Origin of the sequence: Pseudidiomarina marina (genome assembly GCF_003987045.1) — a bacterium.
Lineage (GTDB): Bacteria > Pseudomonadota > Gammaproteobacteria > Enterobacterales > Alteromonadaceae > Pseudidiomarina > Pseudidiomarina marina.
Map to the genome: position 1 here is coordinate 1,121,625 of NZ_PIPZ01000001.1, position 13,104 is coordinate 1,134,728.

The window sequence follows — 13,104 nt, forward strand, 5'->3', positions numbered from 1 at the left end:
ATTAGAAGCGGAAAGTTACGCTTGCGTGGACATAACGACCTAATGTGTCGTAGAAACCAGCAACAGTGTTTGCGTTAGTAGAGATTGAACCGCCTACCAATGGTGGCTCTTTATCTAGGATGTTGTTGATACCAACAAGAACAGAAGTATTTTCGTTCACTTCAAAAGTACCTACTACGTCTAAGTAGCTTTGTGAACCAATACCTTTACCTAACAATAGTTGATCTGTAGTTTCGTTGTAATCAACACCACCGAAGTAACGCCATTTAACCTGAGCAGTCCAGATATCATCCGGAGTATAAGTCATGGTTAAAGAGTGACGCCAGTCTGGCTGTGGGAAACAGTTTGAGTTAATCAAACCAGCACAGTCTTCACCTACGCTATCAGCGTACTTCTCAAGGTAGTATGAACCGTTCATACGTGCAGTGATAGTACCGCCTAACACGTCTTCAAGCGTGTAGTTAGCGTTGATATCAACACCGCTATACTCTTCAGAACCAACGTTGATGTTAGTTGCACGAACGAAGCCGTCGTTACCACGCCACAAGCTGCCTGAAGGCGCACGGTTTACGTTGTTACAGTAAACAGCATCACCAGTCAAACCACAAAGACGTAAGGTGTTAGACGCACCCAAAGTGCCGATAACTTCTTCAATTTCAATGATCCAGTAATCGGCAGTGAAGTTGAAGTTATCCATTGGGTTAGCCACAACGCCGAACGTGTAGGTATCAGCTACTTCTGGTTGCAATTCAGTGTTACCACCAAACAAACCGTTGTACTGAGACGCTGGGTTCGCATCGATGTTACCGTACTGAGATGAACTTACACCAGTGTTCGCACACTGCGCTGCAGTGAACTCAGGCGTGTCGCCCGCACATGGGTCAGTACCGCCCCACAAACCGATTGAAGTTGCAGCGAACAATTCACCAACGTTCGGAGCACGTACCGCACGGTTGTAGCTAGCACGAATTTTCCAATCAGCAGTTACGTTGTAATCCAACGCCGCTTTGTAGGTCGTTTCGTTACCAGAAGTGCTGTAGTCAGAGAAACGTACACCTAAGTCAACAGTCATGCTGTCAATGCCGTCACGGCCTTCAGCAATTGGAATGCTCAACTCACCGAACAATTCTTTAACGTTATAACCACCAGCTAAGCTGTTAGTTGGACCACCTTGGCCTGCCAATGCACCTTCTTGATAAATAGTGTCAGCAGTACGTTCGAAGTCTACTTCGCGGTTTTCAAAACCAAATACTGCAGCCATAGGCAAGTCAGAAGATGGCAAGCTTGCATCGAATTCACCAGTAACGTAAGCGTTCAAGATACGCTGTGACGTGATACCACGTCATGATTGCAACACCACCTAACGCATCAGCAGACTCACGAGTAACACCACCTGGAGTGAATACGTCGTATTCTGCATTAGCCAATGCATCTTGAACATACTTCACGTAGAAGTCATTGATGTAAGCGGTATTTGAAGAGGTTGAACCATACTGGAATGACGCGTCATATGACCAGTTTGAGTTCAAGTAACCCTCAGCACCGAACACCATACGGAACGCACTGTGTTCCAGGTTGTTCATACGTGGGCCACCTTCAACGTTACGCTTACCGATATAAGCACCGATAGTTTCTACGTCTGGACCGAATTGGCTACGGAACTGAGCACGTTGTGCATCACTGAATAATGCGCTGTTGATGTCAATATCTTGACGGAATGCATAGAAAGTACCTGACTCAGCGATCTGAGCAATAGTACGGTCATGCATGTAGCTTATTTCCATGTACGGACGGAACGAGTCGTTTACTTCATAGTTAACGAACGCACCCATAGTGTAACGGGTATCTGGACGCATAAAGTGGTTAACTGGCGCGTAGTTATACACGTTAGAACCATCATACGGCGAGAAGCTACCGTCTTGGTTTAATGACCACCAAACTTCTTGGTCAAGATCATATTCACCATCAACAATCGGTGCGAAGAAGGTATTTGGTAATGGTGCAGTAGATGAACCACCACAAGCAGTACCAGCTGCGTTAAGTGCACATGATGAATAGTCACGAGATTCTTGACGAAGCTCGTTGATTTGACGCCATGTTGCGTATGCTGTTGCGTGACCTTTACCGTCAGCGAAGCTGCTACCCATGGTTACATCGACGTTGTATGACTTACCATCGATACCGCTACCACCAGTAGGGTAACCGAAGTTGCGAGCATCCATCAGGCCTTGCATGTAATCGTTGCCGTTGCTGTGCTGATAACCAGAAGCACCAACGTTAACTTCTAAGCCTTCGAAGTCGTCTTTCATTACAAAGTTAACAACACCAGCTACCGCATCCGCACCGTAAGTAGCAGAACCACCACCGGTAAGAACTTCAACGCGCTCTACAAGCGCTGCTGGAATTTGGTTAACGTCAGCAGCTTGTGAATAGATACCACCTGATTGCAGACGGCGGCCATTCATCAATACCAACGTACGGTTTGTACCGATACCACGAAGGTCAAGTGTTGCTACACCTGATGCACCGTTCGCGATGAATGAAGTTTGTGCAGCTTCAACTTGTGGCAAGCTGTTCATCAAATCTTCAATACGGGTAAAACCAGAGTTTTTGATTTCTTCAGAAGAAGTGATTTGTACTGGGCTAGCTGATTCATAGTCAGTACGTTTGATACGTGAACCTGTTACGGTAATACGTTCTTGGGCTTCTACTTCTGCTTCGTCACCAGACTGGTCCTGCGCTGCCGCAGTGCCTGATAACGCAAGTGAAGCGCCACCGAACATAAGTGCTAAGCGGATAGACTTAGCTAATTTATTATTAGTATACATACTGTGTTCTCCCTGGATCACTTTAATGTGATTTACTAGGTTTAAAGTCGGCACGTGAACGCCCTCGTGCGTCGACGGTCACGGCTTACAAAGCGTAAACCTTGACCGCTCAGTACTCGATACTAATCAAAAAATTCTATATCGGCAACCTACTTAACGAACAAAAGTAGCTAAATATGATTTTTTTTTGCACATTTAGGGAACTTTTTTTGGTCAATTGGTTAAGCCATATTTATTCACCGATATACTTATCAAAGAACGTCAACATACGTTCCCAGCGCTCAATATTATTCTCTGGTTTATAAAAACCATGGCCTTCGCCGTCTTTCATCATCCATTCATACGGGTGATCTTGTGCTTTTAGCTTATCGCGTAGGCGGAATGCATGTTCCTTCGGCACACGAACATCGCGACCACCCTGAATGATGAATACCGGGGCCTTCAGCTTTTCCGTATTGTGTACCGGTGATTGCGCTTGGCGTTCTTCTTTCGTGCTTGGTAGCACCTGGTCTAAATAGTTACGACCAGCCTGTGCTTCAGAGATATCGCCCTGTTCATACATAAGCTCTAAATCGTAAACGCCCACGAAGCCAACCGTACATTTATAAAGTTCTGGCTCGCGAATCGCACTCTGCAGTGCCGCATAACCACCGTAAGATGCGCCGTAAACACAGATACGGTCGGCATTCGCAATTTTTTCTTTGATCAAATGCTGCACACCGTCAGTCATATCGTTGATCATGGTGGTGCCCCAGTTCTTGTGGCCAAGCTCGAGGAACTCGCGGCCATAACCACCTGAACCACGGAAGTTAGGCTGCAACACCGCGTAACCGTGCTCTGCAAATACTTTCGCGTCGCCATCAATACGGCCTAAGGTATCTCGAATACCGTGCGGACCGCCGTGTGGAATCAAAATCAGCGGCAAGTCTTCGGCTTTCTTACCGCGCGGCAAGGTGAGTAATGCGCGAATGGTTAAACCGTCGCGAGTTTTATAAGAAATAAGCTGCGTTTGCGGCATTTCTTTGGCTTTAAGCCAAGGCGTTGCCGGCGCTAACGGCATGAGTTTATTTTGTTGGCTATTGAACAAATAAAACATCGTCGGCAAATTCACCGAACCCACACGAATGATTGCTTGGTTATTATCATGAGTGACAGAGTTAATGCTTACCGTGTGATTCGGAAAGCTCTGCATCAGTGATTGAACAATTTGCACATAACGCTTGTCTTGAATGTCATCAAAAAATACAGCGTCAATGCCATCATATTCAAATGCGGCACCCACCAACTCTTGAGCACGACCTTTGGTGATACTCATGATTGGCATCAAATCGGTACCTGGGTGCTCCGCTAAAACCGTTTCTTCTTTGGTTTTTAAATCAAGTGTGGCAATGGCTTGTGTATCGGTTTCACTATTACTTAAACCAATTACTTTGGTTGCATCGGCGTTCAAGACTAACGGAGAAAAACCGCCTTCATCAGCATCGTAGCTGGTTAGCTCGAACCATTCTTTATTGGCGCCTTCACGAGCCAAAATAACCACTCGATTATCAGCTTTCGGATCGACACCAACGGCGACCCGTGCAATACCTGCGCGATCAACTAATACCTGAACATTGGTGCTGCGATAGGCTTTTAATGGAATACGTCCTTCGCTGCGCTTGCGACCCGAGTTAGCGCGCATTCTGTAGATATCTAAGTACGGCTCCGACGAGGTCATTGAACGCGTGTAGATCAGAATATTGTCTTCTTCATCAGGCAACATATCTAACACTTGCGCAAATTCGTACTCGCCGCCGTCAGAGCGAGGGCCAGTCAGAATAAGCTGGTTACCACCATCAGCATCCATCGCGAAAATCTCACCAGTTGGCAATGGCATATCCAAAGAGCCAACTTCGCGGGCCATGGTCATAATTAAACGGCCATCGTTCACCCAATTAAAGCTGGCAACAGACTCATTGCCTTTACCTTGGGTAACCGAAAGAATTTTATTGTTTTTAATATCCAAAACGGTCAGCTGCACAACGCCATCTGTATTTCGCGATGTGGCTGCGAGGTGTTTTCCATTCGGAGAAATTTTCACATCTAGGTATTGCGCGTGTTTGGCGTAGTTCTCCAACACCTCATCTTTTATCTCTGCTGTGTTTGCAAGCACCGGAAAAACCAATGCGGCAACCAACCATAAATTAGAAAATTTCATCCTAACCTCGTGTTCTGTCTTGCTTTGTTATTGTTGTTCAGCAAAAAAAAGCCCCACCAAGGTGGGGCTTTGGTCATTCACTTTCTCATCTATTCCTTCACAACTTAGAAGTTGTAAGAAACGTTGAAGAATGCACGACGACCTAAGTAGTCGAGCTGAGATGCGAACAATGGCACGTTACCAACAGTATATGATGCAGCTGGACTAACTTTTGGCGGTTGCTTATCAAAGATATTACCTACACCAAGAGTCACTTCAATGTTGTCATTGAAAGTAGTGCTAGCAGACAATGAATGCAACACGTAAGTTGGCGTTTCAGCTACGAAACGAACAGTCTCACCACGGTATGTAGTAGAGCTGGTATCGAACACATGATAATTCGAAGTATTATCGTAGTAGCCCATATTCCAGTTGAAGCTCCAGTCATCACGCGTCAAGGTAGTGTTTAAAGTACCTACGTTGCGCGGGTTACCGATGCGACCAATGTATTGTACTGGTGTATCAGTAGCGAATTGCTGGAATGAACGTTCGATCTGGTTCGTGTGATCTAACTTGATACGTAAGTCACCAAAGTCAAACGAATCTTGATAAGTTACAACAATATCAACACCACGAACGACCTGTTGAGCCGTGTTCAAGTAACCACCACGAACTTCTAGGATACTCCAGTCACCATCTGCGGAACCATCGCGACGAGTAATCTGGTTACAGAATGGCTCGTTAGCGAAGTCTTCTGAAGTGTAGCACTGACCCAATACCGAACTACCTGCAACGCTTGAAATCTGATCACTGATTACAACGTCGTAGTAATCAACAGACGCAGCGAAACGGCCGTCATCAGTTGAGTAAACTAAACCAATACCTTCAGAGATTGACGTTTCAGCTTTCAACTGACCTGCACCACCACCGGTGATTGAGGTCATAGAACCGCTACTGCCCACAGGAGTAGTGTATGACTCAGGAATTCCTTCTGCAGCACAGTTTTCACGAACTTGAGGATTAGTCGACTCAGTCCAGTTCAAACATGGATCGTTGATTTGTCCCAAGAAACCAGTTTGGTTCTGCAAGAACAATTCATACAACGCTGGTGCACGGAAAGAGCTACCACGTGATGCACGAACACGGAAGCCGGCGCCGATTTCCCAGTTAGCGCTTACCTTGAACGTCGTATCACTACCGTAGATATCTACGTCAGTCCAACGGCCAGAAGTTGTTAAATCTAAGCTTTCAACAAATGGCAAGTCGCGTAACAACGGAACTTGGAATTCAGCATAAGCCGCTGTAGTTTTCGCTTCACCAGCTGTAATACCTGCACCAGAGAGACCCCATGAGTTACCTGCACGAGTATTTTCACCAGGAACGTCATTGATTTCGTCACGCTGCCAGTAAACACCTACCGCTGTACCAACTGGTCCAGCTGGCATTTCGAACAAGTCACCAGTGATATAGGCATCAATCGTGTCTTGGTTGTACTCAGTGTTACCTTTATCGTAACCAAATAAGAAATCACGAGCTTCTTGGCTTGGGTTACCATAAATGTTTTGTGGATCGAACCAATCATACTCATAGCAAGCTTTGCCAGAGATTGAAGTGACACGACCTTCACAAGGTACGCCTAACAAGGTTTCTTGCGCCATCAACATCGAGTCGCGAAGAATGATATCTTGCTCGTAAGTACCATCGTTCTGTGAACGTTGATAAGAAACATCCCAGTTCCAGAAGCCGATAGAACCTTCTAAACCAAGTACAATGCGGCTGTAATCAACAGTGGTTTCGTTGCCATAGTGATTAGTATAATGAACCGGCATAACCCAGCTATCGCCATCAAAACCAGGCACTGTGCTAACTGGAACGAATCCAACTAAGTCAGCTGGCCAGAATTGACGTGCACTGCGAGACTTAGTCACACGCTGGCTATACAACAACTCACCGTATGCAGAAATGGTGTCAGTTAAGTCATAGTCGGCTTGCACATAAGCAGAGTTCACGGTTGTTTCAGGAATCATGGTTTGATCTAAACGGAACGGGTGACCGCCGCCATCTAACAAACCGTCAGACTCTTTATCATAACCTGCCCAGTACCAACCTTCAGGCGCTTCGGTAATATTTGGGTTTGTTTCAGTTACATGCGGAACATCATAACCGCCATAGTTGTACTGAACACGGCCAGTGCCTGCAGAACCTGAGTGCCATAAACCGAAGCCGCTTTCGTTACAGTGATATTCACCAGTGCGCGGATCGATCGGATCAGCACGCTCGCCAGTTTCGATATCACTAAACAAGTAACGCGTAGAACAATCGAAGTAGTCACGGTCAGCACGCTTCAAGCCAGTGTTCACGTTGTGGTCAACAACCGCACGCCATGAACCACGATCAAATGCGCTACCGTAAGTTGCGTTGAAACGATAAGTTTCACCGCCACCTTCAAACGGCTGGTTACCAGAAACGTTGACTTGGCCGCCTTCACCTTTCTTGGTGATGATGTTAATTACACCAGCAACCGCATCAGAACCGTATAGTGAAGAAGCACCATCTTTCAGAATTTCAACACGCTCGATGACGCTAATTGGTAATGCGTTCATGTCAAATGCAGAAACTGTACCACGGGTACCAGCAGGACCAGCACGACGGCCGTTCAAGAGTACTAAGGTACGACCGGCACCAAGGCCACGCATAGAGATTGATTCAGCACCACTACCACCGTTAGTTACGAAACCAACTGAGTAAGCAGAAACCAACTGGTCAGAACCAGAGGCAACTGTTGACGTACGCAACAATTCACCCAAGGTGTTCAAACCTTGGTCTTCAGCAATTTCAGTGGTGATAATTTCGATTGGTGTTGGGCTGTCCAAACCATCGGTACGGATACGAGAACCAGTTACCTGAATTTTCTCAACCGCTTTTTCAGCTTCTTGTTCATCTTCGTTTTGATCTTGAGCCATTGCAGGAGCTGCAATTAGCGCAGAACCAAAACCTGCCATCATGATGGCGCGGATTGAGTCTGACAAAAATGACTTTTGAGCCATGTTAAGTCTCCCTGAGATTATTATTGTAATTGCTTCAGTACCAAGCATTTTTTTATAATTAGCGTTCGTACCGAAATCTGAGTGTTCTAATGAAGTTACTGCTAACTGACATAGAATCTTGCTTAGATAACCACAGTCGTTAACTGATTTCAATGGATTTTCAACATAAATAAAACGTCACTCATCGAAAATCGCATAAAGTTGTCTAGAAACGCTTCAAAATATTGAACTTTTTGAACTACCTGCAAACTTGTAGCCTTGCGCGAGCATCAATTCAGCGCAACCGACAGCATCACTAAACGCATGATGCGAGTCGTATTCCGGGAGACCATAGCGCGATCGGCAGGCTGAGAGGGTCAGCGAACCGCGTTGAATATGATGTTGTTGACGCTTCAAGCGGCTGGCCTCAAATGCCAACGTATCAAATAGCGCGAGCGGCGAAAGTTGAATATCGCAGTGTTTGGCAGCCTGCTTTAGAAATCGCCAATCAAGTTGTATATGGTGGCAAATTAATATTTTGTTATTTAGCGCAGCAGCGAGTGCTTTCATTACATCACACAATTCTGACGTTTCAATGAAGTCTTTCTTGACCAAGCCATGAATCACCGGTGACTGCTTCAAGTCAGTTTTATCGTGTTTAATGAGATAGTAGCGACCGGTTGTATAGTGAATAACAGGCGGTGATACCTCAACCCACGCAATTGCCAGTATCTGATCGTTGGTAGGGTCCAAGCCGCTGGTTTCAATATCTAACGCAATATAGCGATGTTCCGTCCACGGCTTTCGGCGCGCTTTGTGTGTTTGCCACCAACGTTTTATTGCCGACCACATCAGCCAATACGCCCAAATTTTAAACCAACACCCTGCTGGCAATCTTTGATGATTCGAAAGGCCGTTTTTAATTGCCGTCGAGTTAACGTACTGAGTTCATCCGGATCTAAAGCGTTCTTCGATTTATCGGTACCCCAAATATCAAGCTGATGCTGCAAACGCAATTGAGTTAAAAACTGCCATGCTTCCGCCAATGATTGGTTATCCTTACGGTTCAGTAAATTACTGCCGCGCAACTGCTCTAAGCGAACCAACGTTTGAGGTGCTGTCAACCCAGCTTGCAATGAATAAATTCGCACAATGTCATTAATCAGGGCAATGCCGTAGCGCTTTATGTTAATCAAATCGCTATCTTTACCCGATTCGGTACCACGAAATCGATTAAATAAGCCAAGTGGCACCTGAACGCTAACCTGCAAGCGCGCTAAGTTACCCAAGAAAAATTCACTTTTGCCCAGTTTGGCAACTTCATCACGATAACGTTGATACAAGCGTTTATTGCCGTGTACCATGCGTGAATCGAAAAATATCTGGCAGTACATCAGTGCTTTTGGTGTTGGACTCTCAGTCCAAGTTTGAAATCTGTCGAGCCAGCCGTCTAGCGTGCGTCGGCAATCAGGGTTCGACGCCATGATATCGCCAGGGCACAGCGGAATACCGCATTCATTTAAGCCGGTGCAAACATATTCACCAAGCCCTTTAAACCACTCAAGCTGTTGCTCGTTCAAGCCGTTGCCTAACAACAAACCGTTATCTTGGTCTGAACTGAGCACCTGGTCTTCCCGCCCCTGTGAGCCGAACGCTATCCAACAGTAAGCACTCGGCGCAACGCCGTGCTCTTGCTCATATAAACTAATCAACTTGCGCGTCATGCTGTCGGTTAATGACGCTAACAGACGCCCCACCATGGTCGTGTCATGCACGCGCGCCGCAAAGGTTTGCATGTACGCTGGAATATGTTGTGCTTCAGCAACTAATTGCTCGCGCGTGTCAGCCTTATTGATCGCACTAATCAACATCACCGGTTCACTGCGCTGTTGCCGCATTAAATCAGTATTCGTGATCATGCCAATCGGCTGGTCATTGTCGTCTAACACTGGCAGATGGTGAATGTTGTGCTGTGTCATTAACGTCAGCGCATCCATGAGTGTTTGTCGTCCGTAAACCGTCGCCGGCGCTTGGGTCATCACGGCATTCACTTGAATGTCGTAGCTTAGGCCTTGGGCGATGACGCGATTTCTTAAATCGCGGTCGGTTAAAATGCCGAAAAGCTTAGAGGAGGTGGGGTGCAGTCCAAGGTCTGCCCCCGTTACCATCACCGATGAGACTTTTTCATCGCGCATGAGCTCGGCGGCTTCGCGAATGGACGCCGTACTTGATACCGTAACTGGTTCGCGGCTAATCACTTCCGCAATGGTGAGCTCGAGGGTATCGTAGCCCGGCGACTTTTCTGTAACTGAAGGCCGGGACGCGTTAGCGGTTAATCTCTCCGTTTCATTAAAATCGCGATTATTACTCGCATCAGCATTAACCGTGGCTTCGCCACGTCCCGGCCCTACCTCACGAGGAGAACGGCGGGCTACTTCGCTTAGCAGGCGTTGGCCGTGGGCGCGAATGAAGTATTGTTCGAAGGCCCGCGCATGCTGCCGTAATTTATCGAACATCGCCGCCGAAACAATATAAATAATGCCGTCTTCAATCACTTTGAGCTTGTTCACCACGGGGCGACCACTTAACAACGACGGAAACCCAAACAAGTCATGCGATTCTAAACGCTCAATCAAGTGTCCATCAGGCGCCAGCAAATCAAAACCACCCGAGCGCACAATATAAAGCGCGGGGCTGTGCTGCTTAAACAGCGCGTCCACGTTGTGCTCATTGACATAAGCGGCATCAATGTTCTGTGCCACCCACTGTCGCTGCTCACCGGTTAATTCGTCAAATGGTGGGCAATCGAGTAAAAAGCGCTGAACCTCAGTAAATTCCGGCTGCATTGAACACCTTGAAAGCGTTACTAGTTATTCGTTAATCGTTACTCGAAACAGGAAAAAAATCAAAGTCCTTAACGAATAACGACTAACGAATAACGAACAACGAAAAAGCCCGGCGTGAAGCCGGGCTTTGTATTTTAGTGCGTCGCACCACCCGCACCGCGCGGGTAACGAATCGACTCCACCAAATCTTGCGTATCTTGCGGCGCATCACCTGTGATCTTATGTACCAAATAAGACACGATGAAGTTTAGCAACATACCAATGGTACCAATACCTTCAGGCGAGATACCGAATAGCCAGTTATCAGCAGTATTTGCGGCTGGGTTCACAAACTTGAAGTAAATAATGTACGCCAAGGTGAACACAATACCCACAATCATACCGGCGATAGCACCGGTGCTATTCATGCGCTTGTAGAAGATACCCAGAATAATGGCAGGGAAGAAGCTCGCTGCGGCTAAGCCGAACGCGAAGGCGACCACCTGCGCCACGAAGCCGGGCGGATTGATACCAAACCAAGTCGACAAAGCAATCGCGACGGCCGCAGCAACGCGCGCCCACATTAGCTCTTGCTTATCGGTAATATTTGGCGTCAAGGTTCGTTTCAGTAAGTCATGCGAAACCGAGGTTGAAATAACCAACAACAAGCCTGCAGAAGTTGACAGTGCGGCGGCAACACCACCCGCAGCAACCAATGCCACAACCCAAGCTGGTAAGTTAGCAATCTCAGGGTTTGCCAGTACCATGATGTCGCGATCAACCGTCATTTCGTTGCGATCATCACCTGAATAGAACATCTTGCCGTCGTCGTTCTTGTCTTCCCACGTGATCAAACCGGTTTTTTCCCAGTTTTTCACCCAGTCTGGTGCCGCTTCATACTCAACGCCTTGCAGATCAGGACCATTTACCGTGTTGATCAAGTTCACTTTCGCGAAACCAGCAATCGATGGCGCAGTGAGGTAAACAACAGAAATGAATACCAATGCCCAACCCGCTGAACGACGCGCATCACGTACTTTTGGTACGGTGAAGAAGCGAACGATAACGTGTGGCAAACCAGCGGTACCAACCATCAACGCACAAGTAATTGCGAATACGTCAATCTTCGATTTAATACCTGAAGTATATGCGGCTAGCCCCAACTCGGCGGACAAGCCATCAAGCCTATCAAGCAAATAGGTCCCCTCGCCAGCTACCCCCTGTGCAATGGTTGCACCAAAGCCAGTTTGAGGTAATACGTGACCGGTCATATAAATCGAGATGAAAATTGCTGGTACCAAGTACGCAAACGCGAGTACACAGTACTGTGCAACCTGCGTATAGGTAATACCTTTCATACCACCCAGGACAGTATAGAAGAACACGATAACCGCACCGATGAATACACCCGTTGCGATATCAACTTCTAAGAAGCGCGAGAATACCACGCCCACACCACGCATCTGACCTGCAATATAAGTAAACGAGATCAAGATAGCGCAGATAACAGCGATAGTACGTGCAGTTTGCGAATAGTAACGGTCACCGATGAAATCAGGTACGGTGAACTTACCGAACTTACGCAAGTATGGCGCCAAACATAGAGCCAATAATACGTAACCACCGGTCCAACCCATAAGGTACACACTACCGTCGTAACCTGCGAAAGCGATAATACCGGCCATTGAAATAAACGATGCAGCAGACATCCAGTCGGCGGCTGTTGCCATACCATTCATGACTGGGTGTACGCCACCACTGGCTACGTAGAAGTCAGAAGTCGAGCCCGCGCGTGACCAAATTGCAATGGCAATATAGAGTGCGAACGTCAGGCCGACGATAATAAACGTGAGAGTTTGAATATCCATGATTCGGCCCCTTACTCTTCGTGAACTTCATATTTGTTATCTAAAGCCGCCATACGCTTCACGTAAACGAAAATTAGAATAACAAAGGTGATAATTGACCCTTGCTGGGCAAACCAAAAGCCCAACTTGAAGCCGAAGAAAGTAAACTGATTAAGCCAGTCTACTAGGATGATGCCAAACCCGTATGAAACGATAAACCACACCGCCAGCAACTTCAGTACTAGGCTGATATTATCGCGCCAGTAGGCTTTTGCGAGTTCTTCGCTTTTGAAAGCCATACGCCCTCCAGATTGTTCTGTTATTGTTTATGTTGTTATGAGTGATTTATTCACTTAAAGAATCACTTATGCAATCTAGACGGGATATGGCAATAGGGGAAAT

The 13,104-nt window shown here is 46.7% G+C and carries 8 protein-coding genes; all 8 read right to left on the reverse strand.

Annotated features, from left to right (window positions below):
• Position 1: 1 nt before the first annotated feature.
• The gene (locus CWI76_RS11770) at positions 2-1,318 is read right to left on the reverse strand and encodes a TonB-dependent receptor domain-containing protein (protein WP_338068853.1); all 1,317 of its coding nucleotides are present in this window, start codon (positions 1,316-1,318) and stop codon (positions 2-4) included.
• Positions 1,296-2,828, reverse strand: coding sequence for a TonB-dependent receptor plug domain-containing protein (locus CWI76_RS11775; protein ID WP_338068854.1), 1,533 nt, complete (start codon positions 2,826-2,828; stop codon positions 1,296-1,298). The genes CWI76_RS11770 and CWI76_RS11775 overlap by 23 nt, the downstream gene beginning before the upstream one ends.
• 232 nt (positions 2,829-3,060) lie before the next feature.
• On the reverse strand, positions 3,061-5,025 hold the full coding sequence (locus tag CWI76_RS05475) for a S9 family peptidase (RefSeq protein ID WP_126759306.1): 1,965 nt from the start codon (positions 5,023-5,025) through the stop codon (positions 3,061-3,063).
• 104 nt (positions 5,026-5,129) lie between these two features.
• On the reverse strand, positions 5,130-8,051 hold the full coding sequence (locus CWI76_RS05480) for a TonB-dependent receptor plug domain-containing protein (RefSeq protein ID WP_126759307.1): 2,922 nt from the start codon (positions 8,049-8,051) through the stop codon (positions 5,130-5,132).
• 216 nt (positions 8,052-8,267) lie between these two features.
• Positions 8,268-8,882 carry a 3'-5' exonuclease gene (locus CWI76_RS05485; protein WP_126759308.1) on the reverse strand — a complete coding sequence of 205 codons (615 nt, stop codon included), beginning with the start codon at positions 8,880-8,882 and terminating at the stop codon, positions 8,268-8,270.
• On the reverse strand, positions 8,882-10,876 hold the full coding sequence (locus tag CWI76_RS05490) for a DUF294 nucleotidyltransferase-like domain-containing protein (protein WP_241967956.1): 1,995 nt from the start codon (positions 10,874-10,876) through the stop codon (positions 8,882-8,884). Before CWI76_RS05490 ends, CWI76_RS05485 begins: the two co-directional genes overlap by 1 nt.
• A gap of 134 nt (positions 10,877-11,010) precedes the next feature.
• A complete protein-coding gene (locus tag CWI76_RS05495) occupies positions 11,011-12,723 on the reverse strand; it encodes a sodium:solute symporter family protein (protein WP_126759309.1) in 1,713 nt (570 codons plus the stop codon).
• A gap of 11 nt (positions 12,724-12,734) precedes the next feature.
• The gene (locus CWI76_RS05500) at positions 12,735-13,001 is read right to left on the reverse strand and encodes a DUF4212 domain-containing protein (RefSeq protein WP_092856100.1); all 267 of its coding nucleotides are present in this window, start codon (positions 12,999-13,001) and stop codon (positions 12,735-12,737) included.
• Positions 13,002-13,104 lie beyond the last annotated feature (103 nt).

Bases quoted from the DNA above. Each gene is read 5' to 3' on its own strand.
- CWI76_RS11775 (WP_338068854.1), bottom strand. From the start codon at position 2,828: ATGTATACTAATAATAAATTAGCTAAGTCTATCCGCTTAGCACTTATG.
- CWI76_RS05475 (WP_126759306.1), bottom strand. From the start codon at position 5,025: ATGAAATTTTCTAATTTATGGTTGGTTGCCGCATTGGTTTTTCCGGTG.
- CWI76_RS05480 (WP_126759307.1), bottom strand. From the start codon at position 8,051: ATGGCTCAAAAGTCATTTTTGTCAGACTCAATCCGCGCCATCATGATG.
- CWI76_RS05485 (WP_126759308.1), bottom strand. From the start codon at position 8,882: ATGTGGTCGGCAATAAAACGTTGGTGGCAAACACACAAAGCGCGCCGA.
- CWI76_RS05490 (WP_241967956.1), bottom strand. From the start codon at position 10,876: ATGCAGCCGGAATTTACTGAGGTTCAGCGCTTTTTACTCGATTGCCCA.
- CWI76_RS05495 (WP_126759309.1), bottom strand. From the start codon at position 12,723: ATGGATATTCAAACTCTCACGTTTATTATCGTCGGCCTGACGTTCGCA.
- CWI76_RS05500 (WP_092856100.1), bottom strand. From the start codon at position 13,001: ATGGCTTTCAAAAGCGAAGAACTCGCAAAAGCCTACTGGCGCGATAAT.